General features: G+C 72.4%; 14 protein-coding genes. 11 read left to right on the top strand and 3 right to left on the bottom strand.

What is annotated here, in order from left to right; all coding sequences use genetic code 11:
• The first annotated feature begins 92 nt into the window (after window positions 1-92).
• The 5 genes from ACIGQF_RS13410 (at window position 93) to ACIGQF_RS13390 (ending at window position 4,913) form a co-directional block, all read left to right on the top strand.
• Complete coding sequence (locus ACIGQF_RS13410) at window positions 93-521, top strand: hypothetical protein (protein WP_399709213.1); 429 nt, start codon at window positions 93-95, stop codon at window positions 519-521.
• A 46-nt stretch (window positions 522-567) separates the two neighbouring features.
• Entirely contained in the window at window positions 568-1,437 is an 870-nt protein-coding gene (locus ACIGQF_RS13405; RefSeq protein WP_399709210.1) for a TatD family hydrolase, read from the top strand.
• 103 nt (window positions 1,438-1,540) lie between these two features.
• Window positions 1,541-3,106, top strand: coding sequence for a ubiquitin-like domain-containing protein (locus ACIGQF_RS13400; protein WP_399709207.1), 1,566 nt, complete (start codon window positions 1,541-1,543; stop codon window positions 3,104-3,106).
• Window positions 3,103-3,984 carry a 16S rRNA (adenine(1518)-N(6)/adenine(1519)-N(6))-dimethyltransferase RsmA gene (rsmA, locus tag ACIGQF_RS13395; RefSeq protein WP_361558731.1) on the top strand — a complete coding sequence of 294 codons (882 nt, stop codon included), beginning with the start codon at window positions 3,103-3,105 and terminating at the stop codon, window positions 3,982-3,984. The genes ACIGQF_RS13400 and rsmA overlap by 4 nt, the downstream gene beginning before the upstream one ends.
• The gene (locus ACIGQF_RS13390; protein WP_399709203.1) at window positions 3,981-4,913 is read left to right on the top strand and encodes a 4-(cytidine 5'-diphospho)-2-C-methyl-D-erythritol kinase; all 933 of its coding nucleotides are present in this window, start codon (window positions 3,981-3,983) and stop codon (window positions 4,911-4,913) included. The genes rsmA and ACIGQF_RS13390 overlap by 4 nt, the downstream gene beginning before the upstream one ends.
• 33 nt (window positions 4,914-4,946) lie before the next feature.
• Here the strand turns inward: ACIGQF_RS13390 and ACIGQF_RS13385 are convergent, their stop codons facing one another.
• Window positions 4,947-5,678 carry an alpha/beta hydrolase gene (locus ACIGQF_RS13385; protein ID WP_399709202.1) on the bottom strand — a complete coding sequence of 244 codons (732 nt, stop codon included), beginning with the start codon at window positions 5,676-5,678 and terminating at the stop codon, window positions 4,947-4,949.
• A gap of 170 nt (window positions 5,679-5,848) precedes the next feature.
• Here ACIGQF_RS13385 and ACIGQF_RS13380 point away from each other — a divergent pair, with 170 nt between their 5' ends.
• The 3 genes from ACIGQF_RS13380 to ACIGQF_RS13370 all read left to right on the top strand — a co-directional run bounded on the left by ACIGQF_RS13380 (window position 5,849) and on the right by ACIGQF_RS13370 (window position 10,804).
• Window positions 5,849-7,645, top strand: a complete 1,797-nt coding sequence (locus ACIGQF_RS13380) for an ABC-F family ATP-binding cassette domain-containing protein (protein WP_399709199.1) — start codon at window positions 5,849-5,851, stop codon at window positions 7,643-7,645.
• A 255-nt stretch (window positions 7,646-7,900) separates the two neighbouring features.
• On the top strand, window positions 7,901-9,772 hold the full coding sequence (locus tag ACIGQF_RS13375) for a PQQ-binding-like beta-propeller repeat protein (protein ID WP_399709196.1): 1,872 nt from the start codon (window positions 7,901-7,903) through the stop codon (window positions 9,770-9,772).
• A gap of 324 nt (window positions 9,773-10,096) precedes the next feature.
• Window positions 10,097-10,804 carry a response regulator transcription factor gene (locus ACIGQF_RS13370; RefSeq protein WP_346098096.1) on the top strand — a complete coding sequence of 236 codons (708 nt, stop codon included), beginning with the start codon at window positions 10,097-10,099 and terminating at the stop codon, window positions 10,802-10,804.
• A 12-nt stretch (window positions 10,805-10,816) separates the two neighbouring features.
• Here ACIGQF_RS13370 and ACIGQF_RS13365 read toward each other — a convergent pair whose 3' ends face one another.
• Window positions 10,817-11,128 carry a hypothetical protein gene (locus ACIGQF_RS13365; RefSeq protein WP_399709192.1) on the bottom strand — a complete coding sequence of 104 codons (312 nt, stop codon included), beginning with the start codon at window positions 11,126-11,128 and terminating at the stop codon, window positions 10,817-10,819.
• Between the two features lie 20 nt (window positions 11,129-11,148).
• The gene (locus tag ACIGQF_RS13360) at window positions 11,149-12,819 is read right to left on the bottom strand and encodes a sodium:solute symporter family protein (RefSeq protein WP_399709189.1); all 1,671 of its coding nucleotides are present in this window, start codon (window positions 12,817-12,819) and stop codon (window positions 11,149-11,151) included.
• Window positions 12,820-13,085: 266 nt separating this feature from the next.
• On the opposite strand from ACIGQF_RS13360, the gene galT reads away from it, so the two are divergent.
• From galT to galK, 3 genes are read left to right on the top strand one after another with little or no spacing between them, the layout of a single operon-like run.
• Window positions 13,086-14,132: a galactose-1-phosphate uridylyltransferase gene (gene galT / locus ACIGQF_RS13355; protein ID WP_399709186.1), complete on the top strand. Its 1,047-nt coding sequence runs from the start codon at window positions 13,086-13,088 to the stop codon at window positions 14,130-14,132.
• Complete coding sequence (gene galE, locus ACIGQF_RS13350; protein WP_399709183.1) at window positions 14,129-15,094, top strand: UDP-glucose 4-epimerase GalE; 966 nt, start codon at window positions 14,129-14,131, stop codon at window positions 15,092-15,094. The genes galT and galE overlap by 4 nt, the downstream gene beginning before the upstream one ends.
• 21 nt (window positions 15,095-15,115) lie before the next feature.
• Window positions 15,116-16,288: a galactokinase gene (gene galK / locus ACIGQF_RS13345; protein ID WP_399709180.1), complete on the top strand. Its 1,173-nt coding sequence runs from the start codon at window positions 15,116-15,118 to the stop codon at window positions 16,286-16,288.
• The last annotated feature ends 214 nt before the right edge of the window (window positions 16,289-16,502 follow it).

Here is a 16,502-nt window from a genome sequence, read left to right as displayed (position 1 = left end):
TTTGCTGCATCGCAGCTCGGAAAGGCGTCCACTGGAGGTGGGACGTTCCGTCCCGAGAGCGAGAGCTTGTCCGGCGGACAAGAGGAGCTGCGATGACTGAACCTGTGGGAACCACGAGCGGGACACGGCACACGACCCGCACCGAACCCTCCGCGCACGAGGCCTACTCCTTCGCCTGCATGAAATGCGGGCACGGCTGGGAGCAGGCCTACGACATCGAGCACCACGTGGACGTGTCCGGTGAGCCGCGCGTCGTCTACTACGCCGACGGCGAGCGGGTCCCTTCGCCGCTGACCAGGCCCACCTGCCGCCAGTGCGGCGGGCACATAGTCCGGATCATGCGGGCCGGTCAGGTTTCCATGGTCTCGGCGGCCGCCGAGCGGCTCTACGCGCCGCGCAAGCCGCAGCCCACGACCGGCCCGGCCGGCGACCCCGGCGACTCCGGGGACGGCGCGCGGGAGCGCCGCGGCCACCACTGGCACCTGTCCGACCTGCTGCACCCGTTTCAGCACCGCAGGTGAGGGCCTGAGCCGCGGCGGGGTTCCGCACCCCTCGTAGGATCGCGGCATGAGCTCCAAGGACGCACCGCCGCCGCTGCCCGAACCGCTCGGGGTCTCCGTGGCGGACTCGCACACCCACCTGGACATGCAGAACGGCACGGTCGAGGAGGCCCTCACCAAGGCCGCGGCCGTCGGCGTGACGACGGTGGTGCAGGTGGGCTGCGACGTGGCCGGCTCGCGCTGGGCCGCGGAGACCGCCGCCGCGTACGATGCGGTGCACGCGGCGGTGGCGCTGCATCCGAACGAGGCGCCGCGGATCGTGCTCGGCGACCCTGACGGCTGGTCGCGTCAGGGGGCGCGGGAGCCGGGCGGTGACGCGGCGCTGGATGAAGCGCTCGCGGAGATCGACCGGCTCGCCGCGCTGCCGCACGTCCTCGGCGTCGGCGAGACCGGCCTGGACCACTTCCGCACCGGCCCGGAGGGCATGGCCGCGCAGGAGCGTTCCTTCCGTGCGCACATCGAGATCGCCAAGCGGCACGGCAAGGCGCTGGTCATCCACGACCGCGAGGCCCACGACGACGTGCTGCGGGTGCTGCGGGAGGAGGGCGCGCCCGAGCGGACCGTCTTCCACTGCTACTCCGGCGACGCCGAGATGGCGAAGGTGTGCGCCGAGGCCGGCTACTTCATGTCCTTCGCCGGCAACGTGACCTTCAAGAACGCGCAGCCGCTGCGGGACGCGCTGGCCGTGGCCCCGCCGGAGCTGGTGCTCGTCGAGACCGACGCCCCGTTCCTGACGCCCGCGCCCTACCGCGGTCGGCCTAACGCGCCGTACCTCATTCCGGTCACGCTCCGGGCCATGGCCGAGGTGACGGGCATGGGCGAGGACGCGCTGGCCACAGCCATCGCCGCCAACACCGCCCGGGCTTTCGGGTACTGAGGCGGCGTCGGGAGCCACGTTCCGTAGTCGCGCGACTTTGGGGAGTGATCCCCCTCTCCGCTACATTCCGGCCCGTCAACCGGTCCCGGGCACGTGGAGCGTCGTGAGTCATTCGCAGCGATACGGATACGCCCCGTCGTACGAGCCGCCGCAGGCGTACCTGCCGGGGGACCACGAGACCCAGGGGTACGGGCCGTACGGGCCGCCCGACGAGGCGCAGGTGTACGACACCTACGCGGCGGTGCGCGCGGCCCGGTCGTACGACGCGTACGAGAGCCACGCACCGTACGAGGTCCACGAGCCGTGCGGGGTCCATGAGCGGTACGACGTGCACGAGCCGTACGCGGCCTACCCGGAGCCGTCGTACGCGGCCCGGTCGTACGCACCCACGACGCAGATCCAGTCGTACGCACCCACGACCCACATCCAGTCGTACGCACCCGAGCAGCCGGACCCGGTGGCGGCCGAGCCGCCGTCGTACGACCCGGGGACGGACACCGGCGACCGGGCCGGCAGCCGGACGGCGGGACGTGCCGCCGCCCGGCGCGCGGCCCGCAGGAAGCGGTTCGCCGACCGCCCCGACGGGCTGCTCAGGCTGGTCCCGCAGGCGCTGGTCGTGGCGTGCCTCGCGGGCGGCACCACCGCCTTCGTCGCGCACGACAAGGCGGTCCGGCTCAGCGTCGACGGCGACCCGCGGCGGCTGCACACCTTCGCCGGGGACGTCGGCGAGCTGCTGGCCGCCGAAGGCGTGCCGGTCGGCCCGCACGACATCGTCGCGCCCGGTGCCGACGCCCCGCTGACCAGCGGCGACGAGGTGGCGGTGCGCTACGGCCGGCCCGTCGTGCTCACCCTGGACGGCCACCGCCGCCGGGTGTGGACCACGGCCCGCACCGTCGAGGGCGCGCTGCGCCAGCTCGGCGTGCGCGCCGAGGGGGCCTACCTCTCCGCCTCGCGCTCGCGGCCCATCGCCCGGCACGGCATGGAGCTGGCCGTCCGCACCGAGCGCACGGTGACCTTCATGGCCGACGGCCGCGCCCGGTCGGTGCGGACCAACGCCGCCACGGTGCGAGCCGCGCTGGACCAGGCCGGTATCCGGCTGCGCGGCGAGGACACCGCCTCCGTGCCGCTCGACAGCTTCCCCCGCGAGGGCCAGACGATCTCGGTGCTGCGCGTGACCGGCTCCCGGGAGGTCCGGGACGAGGCGATCGACTTCCAGACGCAGCGCGTCGACGACCCCACGCTCTTCAAGGGCACCGAGTCGGTGGTCCAGCCCGGCCGGCCCGGGGTGCGCCGGGTCACGTACCAGCTGCGCACCGTCAACGGGGTCCGGCAGCGGCCGCGGCTGCTGCGCCAGGAGGTGCTGCGCCCGTCCCGCCCCGAGGTCGTGCACGTGGGCACCAAGGCCGTGCCCGCCGGTGTGGCCGGGGCCGACCACCTGAACTGGCAGGGGCTCGCCCAGTGCGAGACGGGCGGCAGGGCCGACGCGGTCGACGCCTCGGGCACGTACGGCGGGCTGTACCAGTTCGACCGGCCCACCTGGCACTCGCTCGGCGGGAGCGGCGCCCCGCAGGACGCGCCTCCCGAGGAGCAGACGTACCGGGCCAAGAAGCTGTACGTCAGCCGGGGGGCGAGCCCGTGGCCGGTGTGCGGCCGTAAGCTTCACGAGTGACCAACAGCAGCACCGATGAGCCCGGCCCGCTCCTGGGCCCCGCCGACATCCGCGAACTGGCCGCGACGCTCGGCGTGCGCCCCACCAAGCAGAAGGGCCAGAACTTCGTCATCGACGCCAACACCGTCCGCCGGATCGTGCGGACGGCCGACGTGCGCCCCGACGACGTGGTCGTCGAGGTCGGTCCGGGCCTCGGCTCGCTGACCCTGGCGCTGCTGGAGGCCGCGGACCGGGTCACGGCAGTGGAGATCGACGACGTGCTGGCGGCCGCGCTGCCCGCGACGGTCGAGGCGCGGCTGCCGGAGCGCGCCGACCGTTTCGCGCTCGTCCACTCCGACGCGATGAAGGTCACCGAGCTGCCGGGCCCGCCGCCCACCGCGCTCGTCGCCAACCTCCCGTACAACGTCGCGGTCCCCGTCCTCCTGCACATGATGGCGACCTTCCCGACCATCGAGCGCACCCTCGTGATGGTCCAGTCCGAGGTCGCCGACCGGCTGGCGGCCCGCCCCGGCAACAAGGTCTACGGCGTCCCGTCGGTCAAGGCGAACTGGTACGCCGAGGTCAAGCGGGCCGGCGCCATCGGCCGCAACGTCTTCTGGCCCGCACCCAACGTCGACTCCGGGCTGGTCTCCCTCGTCCGCCGCGACAAGCCGCTGGAGACCACCGCGAGCCGGGACCAGGTCTTCGCCGCGGTGGACGCCGCCTTCGCCCAGCGCCGCAAGACGCTGCGCTCCGCGCTCGCCGGCTGGGCGGGCTCGGCCGCCGCCGCCGAGGCCGCGCTGGTCGCGGCGGGCGTCTCGCCGCAGGCCCGCGGGGAGGCGCTGACCGTCGAAGAGTTCGCCCGCATCGCCGAGCACAAGGAAGCCGCAGCCCAGTGACCGCGTCCCGTCCCGCCACCGACTTCGATTCCGCCGCCGTGACCGTCCGTGTCCCCGCGAAGGTGAATGTCCAGCTGGCCGTCGGCGCGGCGCGTGCCGACGGCTTCCACGACCTCGCCAACGTCTTCCTCGCCGTCGGCCTGTACGACGAGGTCACCGCGGCGCCCGCCGAGACCCTCACGGTCACCTGCGAGGGGCCGGACGCGGACCAGGTCCCGCTGGACCGCACGAACCTCGCCGCGCGCGCCGCCGAGCTGCTGGCAGCCCGGCACGGCATCGAGCCCCGCGTCCACCTGCACATCGCCAAGGACATCCCGGTCGCGGGCGGCATGGCCGGCGGCAGCGCGGACGGCGCGGGCGCGCTGCTCGCCTGCGACGCCCTGTGGAGGACCGGCGCGAGCCGCGCCGAACTGCTCGACATCTGTGCCGAGCTGGGCAGCGACGTGCCGTTCAGCCTGGTCGGCGGGGCGGCGCTGGGCACGGGGCGCGGCGAGAAGCTGGCGCCGCTGGAGGTGGGCGGCGCCTTCCACTGGGTGTTCGCTGCCGCGGACGGCGGGCTGTCCACGCCCGCGGTCTACCGCGAGTTCGACCGGCTGACCGAGGGCAGCGACGTACCGGTGCCCGAGGCGTCCCCGGCCCTGCTGGAGGCGCTGCGCACGGGCGACACCGCGGCGCTGGCCAAGTCGCTCGCCAACGACCTCCAGCCCGCAGCGCTGTCGCTCTTTCCCCCGCTCGCCGCGACGCTGGAAGCCGGCACCGAGGCGGGCGCCCTGGCGGCCCTGGTCTCCGGCTCGGGCCCGACCACGGCCTTCCTCACCGCCGACCGCGCGACCGCGGAGCGGGTCGCCGAGGCGCTCCTGGCCTCCGGCACCTGCCGGTCGGCGCGCGTCGCCGACAGCCCGGCCCCGGGCGCGACGGTCATCGGCTGACCGCCGCGCCGGGAGCCGGCCGGCCGCGCGTCCTCAGCCCGCGGCGCCGACGATGATCTCGGCGGCGCGGCGGCCGGCCCGGAGCACGTCCTCGTCGGTCGCCGCGACGCAGCGGTTCACGGCCGGGTCGTACGCGGTCATGATCACCCCGGCGTGGTCCGCCGGGCACTCGTCGAGCGTGCCCGGCAGCTCCCGCGCGCGCAGCGCCTCCGCCAGGTCGCGGGAGTGCTGCGCGGGCACCACGGGGTCCGTGCTGCCGTGCACCAGGTGGACGGGGACGGCCGGGACCGCGCCCGCGGCGATCCGCTCCAGCGCGGCAGCGCCGCCGAACCGGTCCGGTATGTCGAACCGGCCCGCCACGCCGACCACCGCGGAGGGCCGCCAGCCGCCGACGGCGTCCGGGTCCAGCGCGGCACCGACCGCGGAGGTGGCGCCGGTCGACCAACCGGCCAGCACGGTCCGCTCCGGGTCCGCGCCGTGCAGGGCCGCCCGCTCGCGCACGTACGCCAGCGACTCCAGCAGGTGCGTACGGCCCCGGTCCTCGGCGTCCGGGCGCCAGTCCGGGACGAACACGACCGCGCCCAGGGCCGCGGCCGTACGGGCCAGCGGCGCCAGGACGTCCCGCTCGTCCGGGCCGATACCGTGCCACAGCAGGACGGCGGGGGGCGGCACCGCGGCCCCGGCCGGCCGGTACACGTCCAGGAGCTTGCCGCTCGGCCCGTAGGCAAGCCCGTGTTCGACGTCCACTTCGAGATCGACTGTCATGGCGCGACGCTAGCAAGGCGCAGGTCGCGGGCGGCGGGCGGTCGGGAGCCGACGAGGGCGGACCCGGACCGCCGGGTGCCGCCGTGCGCTGCCGCCACGGACGTGATGCGGGTGTGCACCGCGGGCCGGACTAGGCTGGAAGGCCGACCGATGCGAAGCGCAGGAGTGAGATGGCCGCGAACCTCGTCAATCTGGAAGCCGTCAGCAAGGCGTACGCACTGCGCTCGCTGCTCGACGGCGTTTCCCTCGGCGTCAACGAGGGAGACCGGATCGGCGTCGTCGGCCGCAACGGTGACGGCAAGACGACCCTGATCCGCATCCTCGCCCAGCTGGAGTCCCCGGACAACGGGCGCGTCACGCACGTGAACGGGCTGCGCCTGGGCGTGCTGACCCAGCACGACTCGCTCGACCCGGAGGCCACCGTCCGGCACGAGGTGATCGGCGACCTCGCCGACCACGAGTGGGCGGGCAACGCCAAGATCCGCGACGTGCTGACCGGGCTCTTCGGCGGCCTGGACCTGCCGGGCTTCCCGCAGGGCCTGGACACCGTCATCGGCCCGCTCTCCGGCGGCGAGCGGCGCCGCATCGCGCTCGCCAAGCTGCTGATCGCCGAGCAGGACCTGATCGTCCTCGACGAGCCGACCAACCACCTGGACGTCGAGGGCATCTCCTGGCTCGCGCGGCACCTCCGGGCCCGGCGCTCCGCGCTCGTCGTCGTCACCCACGACCGCTGGTTCCTGGACCAGGTCTGTACGCGCATGTGGGACGTGCAGCGCGGTGACGTGCACGAGTACGAGGGCGGCTACAGCGACTACGTGTTCGCCCGCGCCGAGCGAGAGCGGATCGCCGCCTCCGAGGAGGCCAAGCGGCAGAACCTCATGCGCAAGGAGCTGGCCTGGCTGCGGCGCGGCGCCCCGGCGCGCACGAGCAAGCCGCGCTTCCGCATCGAGGCCGCCAACGAGCTGATCGCGGACGTGCCGCCGCCGCGGGACAACGCCGAGCTGATGAAGTTCGCCAGCTCCCGGCTGGGCAAGACGGTCTTCGACCTGGAGGACGTGACCGTACAGGCCGGGCCCAAGGTGCTGCTCAAGCACCTCACCTGGCAGCTCGGTCCCGGCGACCGGGTCGGCCTGGTGGGCGTCAACGGGGCGGGCAAGACCTCACTGCTGCGGGCGCTGGCCGACGCGGCGCGCACCGAGGGCGAGGCGCAGCCCGCCGGCGGGAAGATCATCGTCGGCAAGACGGTGAAGCTGGCCTACCTCTCGCAGGAGGTCGGCGAGCTGAGTCCCGCGCTGCGGGTCCTGGAGGCCGTGCAGCAGGTACGGGAGCGGGTGGACCTCGGCAAGGGCCGGGAGATGACCGCCGGGCAGCTGTGCGAGAAGTTCGGCTTCACGAAGGAGAAGCAGTGGACGCCGGTCGGCGACCTCTCCGGCGGTGAGCGGCGCCGGCTCCAGATCCTGCGGTTGCTGATGGACGAGCCGAACGTGCTCTTCCTCGACGAGCCGACCAACGACCTCGACATCGAGACGCTCACGCAGCTGGAGGACCTGCTCGACGGCTGGCCGGGCTCGCTCGTCGTCATCAGCCACGACCGGTACTTCGTCGAGCGCACCACGGACCGGGTGTTCGCGCTGCTGGGCGACGCGACACTGCGGATGCTGCCGCGCGGCCTGGACGAGTACATCGAGCGCCGGGAGCGGATGGCGCAGGCCGCGGCCCCGGCGCCGGCGGCCGCCGCGCCCAAGCAGAAGTCCGCTGCGGTGGACCGCGCGACGCAGAAGGAGCTCCAGAAGATCGAGCGGCAGCTGGACAAGATCGGTACGAAGGAGGCGAAGCTGCACACGCAGATCGCCGAGAACGCCACCGACTTCGCCAAGGTCGCCGAACTGGACGCGCAGCTGCGGGAGCTGTCGGACGAGAAGGACGAGCTGGAGATGCGCTGGCTGGAGCTGGCGGAGGACGCGTAGCGGCCCGTGCGGCCCGGGACGGCGGCGCGCGTAACGGGTGCGTCGCGGGAGTGTCCCGGGCCGGTCTCGCCCCTTTGATGGCGGCGTACCGCACCGGTGCGGCGTCGGTGCCGAGTGGTACAAAGAACTCCCGCTCAACTGCCGTTAATTGCCGCGCCTTATGTCTGATTCACTCCATCCTGGGGGCTTTGCCGCTCGGGATTGCGGGGGAGGCCGATTCGGAGCCATGGGCCGGTGTGAAGAGGTAACGACCCCATGACCCAGCCGCCGCAGCCGCCACCACCGCCCGGTCAGCCGCCGTCCGGCGGCTTCGGCGCGCCCCAGGAACCGTCGTACGGCTACCCCCAGCAGCCCGGCCAGCAGCCGCCGAACCAGCCGCCCCAGGCTCCGCCGCAACCGCCGCAGGCCCCCGCTCAGCCGCCGCAGGCTCCTCCGCCGCCTCCGGGGCAGCCCCCGCAGGGGCCGGCCGGGGGCGCGTACGGCTACCCCCAGGCGCCGCAGGGCCCCGGTCAGCCGCCGCAGGGCCCGCCGCCCGGCCCGTACGGCGCGCAGCCCGGGTACGGTTACCCGGCCCCGGGCCAGCCCGGCCAGCCCGGTCCGTACGGCAGCGCCTACGCGCCCACCTACCCGGGCGGCCCCGTGCCCCCGCGGAGCGGCGGCGACCCGAAGCGCACCCGCATCATGATCGTCGTCGCGGCGGTGGTCGCGGTCGCGCTGATCGTGGGTGGCGGCGTGTGGTTCGCCAACAGCAAGGGCGGTGACGAGCCGGGGCCGGACGCCAAGGGCTCCAGCCAGGGCGCCGACGGCGGCGCGGAGGGCGGGGACGGCCCGGCGGCCCTCAAGGGCGGCAAGGTCGCGCTGAACCCGGAGACCAAGCCCGCGGGATCCACCGGCAAGCTGCTGTTCAACGTCCCGGTGCCCCCGCCGGAGAAGTCCGTGGTGCAGCTGAACGGCGCCTGGGCGACGGAGAAGACCTACGCCAAGGTCGGCAAGGCCGAGATCATCGGCTACGACCTGGACGCGAAGAAGCCGAAGTACAAGCTCCCCATGGACGGCATCATCTGCGGCTCCTCGCCGTACGCCACCGAGGAGGGCAAGGCCGCTGTCGTCTTCGAGGCCGGTCCGCGCAAGGGCGAGACCTCGCGGGAGCCCTGCAGCCAGCTGGCGCTGCTGGACATCGACACCGGCAAGTTCGACTGGCAGAAGACGATGCCGGGCGGCCGGCAGGCCTCCAGCATCGGCATGGGCGTCACCTTCAGCGAGGGCGCGGTCGTCGCCTCCTGGCCGGGCAACGGCGAGGTCGCGTACGACATCTCCGGCAAGGAACTGTGGCACCAGCGGGACAACGGCAACGACGCCTCGATGCAGTGCCTGGACCGGGGTATCGGCGGCGGCAAGAAGCTGGTCGCGATCGTGCGCTGCGGTGAGTACGGCTCCCAGACCACCCAGGTCCAGCAGATCGACCCGGCCACCGGCAAGCCCAAGTGGACGTACGACGCACCCAAGGGCGTGAAGAGCGCCGAGGTGGTGTCCACCAACGGCCCGGTCGTGGTCGGCATCTCCGCGGGCGAGTCCGGTATCACGGACATGGTCGTCATCGACGACTCCGGCAAGCAGCAGGCACAGATCTCCCTGCAGGACGACAAGTACAAGCCCAACTGCGGCATCACCGGCGGCGTGGAGCGGTGCGTCACCGCTACCGCGGACGACAAGTACCTCTACCTGCCGTCCAAGTCGCACGACGCGGTGGGCGGCCGCTCCTTCTCCCAGCAGAACGAGATCGTCGCCTTCGACCTGAAGACCGGCTCCGCGACCTGGAAGGTTCCCTCCGAGGTCGACCAGGAGATCGTTCCGATCCGGATGGCCGGCGACAAGCTCATCGCCTACCAGGACGGTTACAGCGACAAGGGCGGCCAGGTCGTCAGCATCGACCCGGCGGACGAGGGCAAGAAGACGGTCTTCCTCAACCTCCCGAAGGAGACCGCCGACGCGGCCCGCAGCCTGCGCCCGGGCATGACCCGCGCGGTGTACGAGCACGGCCGGCTGTTCCTGAACCAGGACATCATGTCCGGCACGAAGTACGGCCTGGGCGACGACAAGTACCTGGGCCTGGCCTTCGGCAGCTGAGCGACCCCGCAGGCCCACGGCCTGTCCCGGCGGCCCCGCCCTACGAACCGTAGGGCGGGGCCGCCGTCGTACCGGGGGTAGCGGGGGCGCCGGCGCCGGGCGGAGCGCGATCCGGCGGGTGGCCGTATCGACCTTGGACTCCTCCGGACGGAAATGATCGGCGCTGGACGGCAAGTGGCCCAGAATGGCCGGGATTTCAGCATTCCGACGGGCTTCTGCCCGGTAGGGGGCGCACGATGTCGAACAAGCGTGTAGCTTCCGGATGCAAAGGGGCCCGGCGAAGGGCCGGGGGGCTGGGATCGCCGGGGAATGGGGGGTTGCTGAATGGGCGTGCGGCTCATGGTGGTCGACGACCACCGCCTGCTCGCCGAGGCACTCGCCTCGGCACTGAAGTTGCGCGGGCACAGGGTGCTCGCGGCGGCCGCGCCGAGTGCCGGGGCGGCGGATCTGGTGGTGAGCAGAGCGCCGGAAGTGTGCCTCATGGGGACGGCAGCGCCCGCCGAGCCCGGGGTGTTCGACCCGGTGGTACGCATCAAGAAGGAGCGGCCCCAGGTGGCCGTCGTGGTGCTCGGCCCGGTGCCGAACCCGCGCGGCATCGCCGCGGCGTTCGCCGCCGGCGCCTCCGGATACGTCCGCCACGACGAGCGGATCGAGGGCGTGGAGCGGGCGATGATGAAGGCCAGGGCGGGGGAGGCGGCGATCGCCCCGGCCCTGCTCCAGCAGGCCTTCGAGGAGCTGCTGCACCCGGCTGCCCAGCCCGACGACGAGGGCGCCCGGCTGCTGCAGATGCTGACCCCGCGCGAGGTGGAGGTGCTGGTCAGGGTCGCGGAGGGCGAGGACACCCGGCTCATCGCGGCCGGCATGGGCATCGCGCCGAGCACCGCCCGTACGCACGTGCAGCGGGTGCTGATGAAGCTGGGCGTGGGCTCGCGGCTGGAGGCGGCGGCGCTGGCGGCCCGTACGGGGCTGCTGGACCGGGCCGCGGTCAGCAACGCGAACGCGGCGGGGCCGCAGCAGGCCCCGCCGCAGTGATCGCGCGTCGGGTCAGTCCGTCGTACCGCTCGCGGCGCCGTCCGTGGCGCCGGTCTCCTCGACGGCCGGTGCCTCGGCGGGACGCAGCTTCATCCACAGCAGGAAGAGCAGGCCGAGGACCAGCATGCCGAGGCCGGTCCAGAGGTTGATGTTGATGTCCTGGGCCTTCTTCAGGTCCGCGTCGGACGCGGTGAGGCCGGCGATCGTGACGATCACGCCGTAGAGGACGAAGAGTCCGCCGATGATGCGGCGTACGTCGAAGAGCCGGGCCGCCGTGGCGGACTTGCGCTCCAGCTCCTCGACCTCGTGCTGGTAGTCACTCATGGTGTGTGCTCCTGTGGGCCTCAGAAGGAGAAGGGGATGTAGCAGAGGGCGGCGAGGACGACCGCGCCCCAGCCCAGCAGGGCCGGCTTGCGGTACCAGGCGTCGTCACCCTCGGCGGGCAGCTCCTCCATGCCGGGCGACCGGGTGCCGTAGACCAGGCCGGCCAGCGACTCCGCGGACTTGGGCTTGGTCACCAGGGTGATCACGAACATCACGACCGCGCCGACGACGAACGCCACGATCGAGGAGACGAAGTTGGCGCCCTGGTCGGAGGGGATCGCGATGATGCCCTGCTTGTAGAACCAGAAGTAGTTGACCATCGCGGCCACGGTGCCGGAGAGCAGTCCCCAGAAGCCGGCGGCGGCGCTGGTGCGCTTCCAGAACATGCCGATGATGAACACCACGAACAGCGGGACGTTGAAGAACGAGAACAGCGTCTGCAGGTAGTTCATGATGTTGCTGAAGCTGGAGGCGATGAACGCCGTGCCCATGCCGATCAGCACGCCGACCGCGGTGACCACCCGGCCGGTCTTCAGGTAGTACGCGTCCTCGCGGCCCTTCTTCAGGTACGCCGCCCAGATGTCGTTGGTGAAGACCGTGTTGAACGAGGAGACGTTGGCGGCCATACCGGCCATGAACGCGGCGAGCAGACCGGTCACCGCGATGCCCAGCACGCCGTTCGGCAGCAGGTCGCGCATCAGGACCGGGATGGCGTCGTTGTACTGCAGGCCGTCCTTGGTCTTGCCCAGCGAGGGCTCCATGACCAGCGCGATCAGGCCGGGCACGACCACGACCAGCGGGATGAAGATCTTGGGGAAGGCGGCGATCAGCGGGGTGCGCTTGGCGGCGGAGAGGTTCTTCGCGGACAGCGCGCGCTGCACCTCCGCGAAGTTGGTGGTCCAGTAGCCGAAGCTCATCACGAAGCCGAGGCCGAGCACGATGGTCAGCCAGTTGGCGCCGAGCGGGTTGGACTCGCCGATGCCGGTACCGCCCCAGGCGGTGAGGAAGTCACCGCCGTGGCTGTCGGTGAGGCTGCCGGTCAGGCCGTCCCAGCCGCCGACGCGCTTGAGGCCGACGATGGTCAGCGGGATCAGCGCGGCGAGGATGACGAAGAACTGCAGGACCTCGTTGTAGATCGCGGAGGACAGGCCGCCGATGGTGATGTACGCGAGGACGAAGAAGCCGGCGACGACGATCGCCACCCACTCCGGCCAGCCCAGCAGCGCCTCCAGCACGATCGCCATCGCGTAGAGGTTCACGCCCGCGATCAGCACGGACGAGACCGCGAAGATGATCGAGGACAGCAGGTGGGAGGACGGCCCGAAGCGGTGCAGCAGGAACTCCGGCACGGAGCGGACCTTGGAGCCGTAGTAGAAGGGCATCATCACCAGGCCGAGGAAGACCATGGCGGGGATGGCGCCGATCCAGTACCAGTGCACGGTGTACGCGCCGTACTGCGCGCCGTTGGCGGCCATGCCGAGGATCTCGGTGGCGCCGAGGTTGGCGGCGACGAACGCGAGGCCGGTGACCCAGGCGGGCAGTGACCGGCCGGACAGGAAGAAGTCCAGGCTGGTCTTCACGCTGCGTTTGGCGGCGAAGCCGATGCCCAGGACGACGGCGAAGTAGATCGCCAGGATGGTGTAGTCGAGCCCGTTCGTCGGGAGGCGTAGCCCTTCGGCCAACGTGATCATGGGTGCTCCGGGGGTCTGGGGGCAGCGCCCCCAGAAACTGCCGTTGGTGCGGGGCGCCCTTGCCGTGAACGCTCAGAAAGCTACGCTCGGCTCCTCGGAAACTGAACACTTTTGTTTGTTTTGTTTGTTGGATCGTGATCGAGTCATCCGATCAAGTGACGCTGTGTGCCTGGCATGCGGCGTACGGTCGATGCGTTGACGGATCTGTTGGCTCGTGGTTCATTATGTTTGTTTGTGTTTGGTCGTCGGCTCGGCGAGGAGCATCAGTGAAGAAGACGTCCACGCGGCTCGCGGACGGCCGGGAACTCATCTACTACGACTCCCGGGACGACGCCGTGCGCGACGCCGTCGACCAGCGCCCCCTGCCGCGGGTCACCACCGCCTCCGAGATCCGCCACGACCGCCTCCTCGGCGACTCGGTGGCCGTCGCCTCGCACCGCCAGGGCCGTACCTACCACCCGCCGGCCGACGAGTGCCCGCTCTGCCCCTCGCAGGCCGGCCGGCTCTCGGAGATCCCCGCCGCCGACTACGACGTCGCCGTCTTCGAGAACCGCTTCCCCTCGCTCGCCGGCGGCACAGGGCGGTGCGAGGTCGTCTGCTTCACCTCCGACCACCACGCCTCCTTCGCCGACCTCACCGAGGAGCAGGCGGCGCTGGTCCTGGAGGCCTGGACGGACCGGACCGCCGAGCTCACCCAGCTGCCGGACGTCGAGCAGGTCTTCTGCTTCGAGAACCGCGGCGCCGAGATCGGCGTCACCCTCGGCCACCCGCACGGGCAGATCTACGCGTACCCCTTCGTGACCCCCCGCACCGAGCGGATGCTCGCCTCGGCCGAGGCGCACCGGGAGCGCACCGGCGGCCGCAACCTCTTCGACGACGTCGTCGCCGACGAACTCGCCGACGGCAGCCGCGTGGTCCTGGAGGGCGAGCACTGGGTCGCCTTCGTGCCGTACGCGGCGCACTGGCCGTACGAGGTGCACCTCTACCCCCGCCGCCGCGTCCCCGACCTGCTCGCCCTCGGCGAGGACGCGCGCACAGAGTTCCCACAGCTGTACCTGGAAGTCTTGCGACGGTTCGACCGGATCTTCGGAGCGGGGGAGCCGCCGACGCCGTACATCGCCGCGTGGCACCAGGCGCCGGTGCGCGCCCCGCACCGTGCGGACTTCGCTCTCCATCTGGAGCTCTTCACCATCCGACGCACTCCCGGCAAGCTGAAGTTTCTCGCGGGTTCCGAATCCGGCATGAATGTGTTCATCAACGATGTGCCGCCGGAAGCCGCGGCGCAGCGACTGCGAGAGGTAGCGAGCGCGTGAGCAAGAAGTACCTGGTGACCGGCGGAGCGGGATACGTCGGCAGCGTCGTGGCGGCCCACCTGCTGGAGGCCGGCCACGAGGTCGTGGTCCTGGACGATCTGTCCACCGGCCACCGCGAGGGCGTCCCCGCGGGCGCCGAGTTCATCGAGGGCCGGATCCAGGACGCCGGCAAGTGGCTGGACCGGTCCTTCGACGCCGTCCTGCACTTCGCCGCGTTCTCGCAGGTCGGCGAGTCCGTCGTGGACCCGGAGAAGTACTGGCGCAACAACGTCGGCGGCACCATGGACCTGCTCGCCGCGATGCGCGTCGCGGGCGTGCGCACCCTGGTCTTCTCCTCCACCGCCGCGACCTACGGCGAGCCCGTGAACACCCCCATCACGGAGACCGACCCCACGGCCCCCACCTCCCCGTACGGCGCCTCGAAGCTCGCCGTCGACCACATGATCAGCGGGGAGTGCGCGGCCCACGGCCTGGCCGCGGTCTCGCTGCGGTACTTCAACGTGGCCGGCGCGTACGGCGACTGCGGCGAGCGGCACGACCCCGAGTCGCACCTCATCCCGCTCGTCCTCCAGGTCGCCCAGGGCCGCCGGGAGCACATCTCCGTCTTCGGCGACGACTACCCGACGCCGGACGGCACCTGCGTCCGCGACTACATCCACGTCGCCGACCTCGCCGACGCGCACCTCCTCGCGCTGGACGCGGCGACGGCGGGCGAGCACCTGATCTGCAACCTCGGCAACGGCAACGGCTTCTCCGTGCGTGAGGTCATCGAGACCGTCCGCAAGGTCACCGGCCACCCCGTCCCCGAGGTCGTGGCCCCGCGCCGCGGCGGCGACCCGGCGGTCCTGGTCGCCTCCGCGCAGACGGCGACCGACCGGCTGGGGTGGCAGCCGCGCCGCGCCGACCTGTCGGGCATCGTCGCCGACGCCTGGGCGTTCGCCCAGAAGATCCAGCAGCCATGAGTTGAGGACGAAGGAGTCCGGGTGACAGACCAGGAGCACGGCGCAGCCCGTACCGAGGCCGCCTTCCGTGAGGTGTACGGGACCGACCCGCACGGCGTGTGGGCCGCCCCCGGGCGGGTCAACCTCATCGGTGAGCACACCGATTACAACGACGGCTTCGTGATGCCGCTGGCCCTGCCGCACACCACGACCGCCGCGGCGGCGCCCCGTACGGACGGCGTGCTGCGCCTGCACTCGGGCAACGTCCGGGGCGGCATCGTGGAGCTGCGCACGGGTGCCCTCAAGCCCGCCTCCGACGGCGGCTGGGCGGCGTACCCGGCCGGTGTCCTGTGGGCGATGCGGGAGGCCGGGCTGCCCGTCGGCGGCGGCGCCGACCTGCACTTCGACTCCGTCGTGCCCACCGGCGCAGGGCTCTCCTCCTCCGCGGCCCTGGAGGTCGCCACAGCCCTGGCGCTCAACGACCTGTACGGCCTTGACCTGGACGGACAGCAGCTCGCCCGGCTCGCGCAGCGGGCCGAGAACGCCTTCGTCGGCGTGCCCTGCGGGATCATGGACCAGACCGCCTCGGCGTGCTGCACCGAGGGCCACGCCCTCCTGCTGGACACCCGCGACCTCACCCGCCGCCAGGTGGCCTTCGACCTCGCGGCGGCCGGACTGCGTCTGCTGGTCGTCGACACCCGCGTCCAGCACGAACTGGGGGACGGGGCCTACGCCGAACGCCGCGCCGGCTGTGAGCGGGCCGCGCGCACCCTCGGCGTACGCGCCCTGCGTGATGTGGCGTACGAAGATCTCGCGCAGACGCTGGAGTCGCTGGCGGACGAGGCGGCCGTGCGGCCCCTGGTACGGCACATCGTGACCGAGAACCGGCGGGTGGAGGACGTCATGGCGCGCCTCGACGCGGGCGATCCGCACGGCATCGGCCCGCTGCTGACCGCCGGGCACGCCTCGCTCCGCGACGACTTCGCCGTCTCCTGCGCCGAGCTGGACCTCGTGGTCGACGCCGCGAACCGGGCCGGGGCGCTGGGCGCGCGGATGACCGGCGGCGGCTTCGGCGGGTCCGCGATCGTGCTGGTGGAAGAGGTGACGGCGGACGACGTCGGCAAGGCCGTCACGGAGGCGTTCGCGGCGGCCGGGTACGCGGCGCCGCGGATCTTCCCCGCCGTGCCGAGCGCGGGGGCCCGGCGGCTGGCGTGACGGACGCGGCGGCGGGGGTACGGGCGCCCGCCACCGCACACCCGTGATCCCCTGTCAGCCGGTATCCGGGACTGGCCGAGAGCCCCGCCGACATCCGCCGGTAACCGGTCGGAATGAGCCGATCACCGGGTACTGGCGCCCCGTGGTGAGCCGACTGCCCCACCCTGAACACATGGGTCGGGCAGTTTTGCCAATCGGCTTCCGTTGCCGGACC

The organism is Streptomyces sp. NPDC053560, from assembly GCF_044544605.1.
Lineage (GTDB): Bacteria > Actinomycetota > Actinomycetes > Streptomycetales > Streptomycetaceae > Streptomyces.
Note: the sequence above shows the minus strand (reverse complement) of the source record. Positions and strands in the feature narration are given on the sequence as shown.

Excerpts from the sequence above, each read along its gene's own strand:
- ACIGQF_RS13385 (WP_399709202.1), bottom strand. The coding sequence starts at position 5,678 with ATGACAGTCGATCTCGAAGTGGACGTCGAACACGGGCTTGCCTACGGG.
- ACIGQF_RS13380 (WP_399709199.1), top strand. The coding sequence starts at position 5,849 with ATGGCCGCGAACCTCGTCAATCTGGAAGCCGTCAGCAAGGCGTACGCA.
- ACIGQF_RS13410 (WP_399709213.1), top strand. The coding sequence starts at position 93 with ATGACTGAACCTGTGGGAACCACGAGCGGGACACGGCACACGACCCGC.
- ACIGQF_RS13405 (WP_399709210.1), top strand. The coding sequence starts at position 568 with ATGAGCTCCAAGGACGCACCGCCGCCGCTGCCCGAACCGCTCGGGGTC.
- ACIGQF_RS13365 (WP_399709192.1), bottom strand. The coding sequence starts at position 11,128 with ATGAGTGACTACCAGCACGAGGTCGAGGAGCTGGAGCGCAAGTCCGCC.
- ACIGQF_RS13375 (WP_399709196.1), top strand. The coding sequence starts at position 7,901 with ATGACCCAGCCGCCGCAGCCGCCACCACCGCCCGGTCAGCCGCCGTCC.
- ACIGQF_RS13360 (WP_399709189.1), bottom strand. The coding sequence starts at position 12,819 with ATGATCACGTTGGCCGAAGGGCTACGCCTCCCGACGAACGGGCTCGAC.
- ACIGQF_RS13370 (WP_346098096.1), top strand. The coding sequence starts at position 10,097 with ATGGGCGTGCGGCTCATGGTGGTCGACGACCACCGCCTGCTCGCCGAG.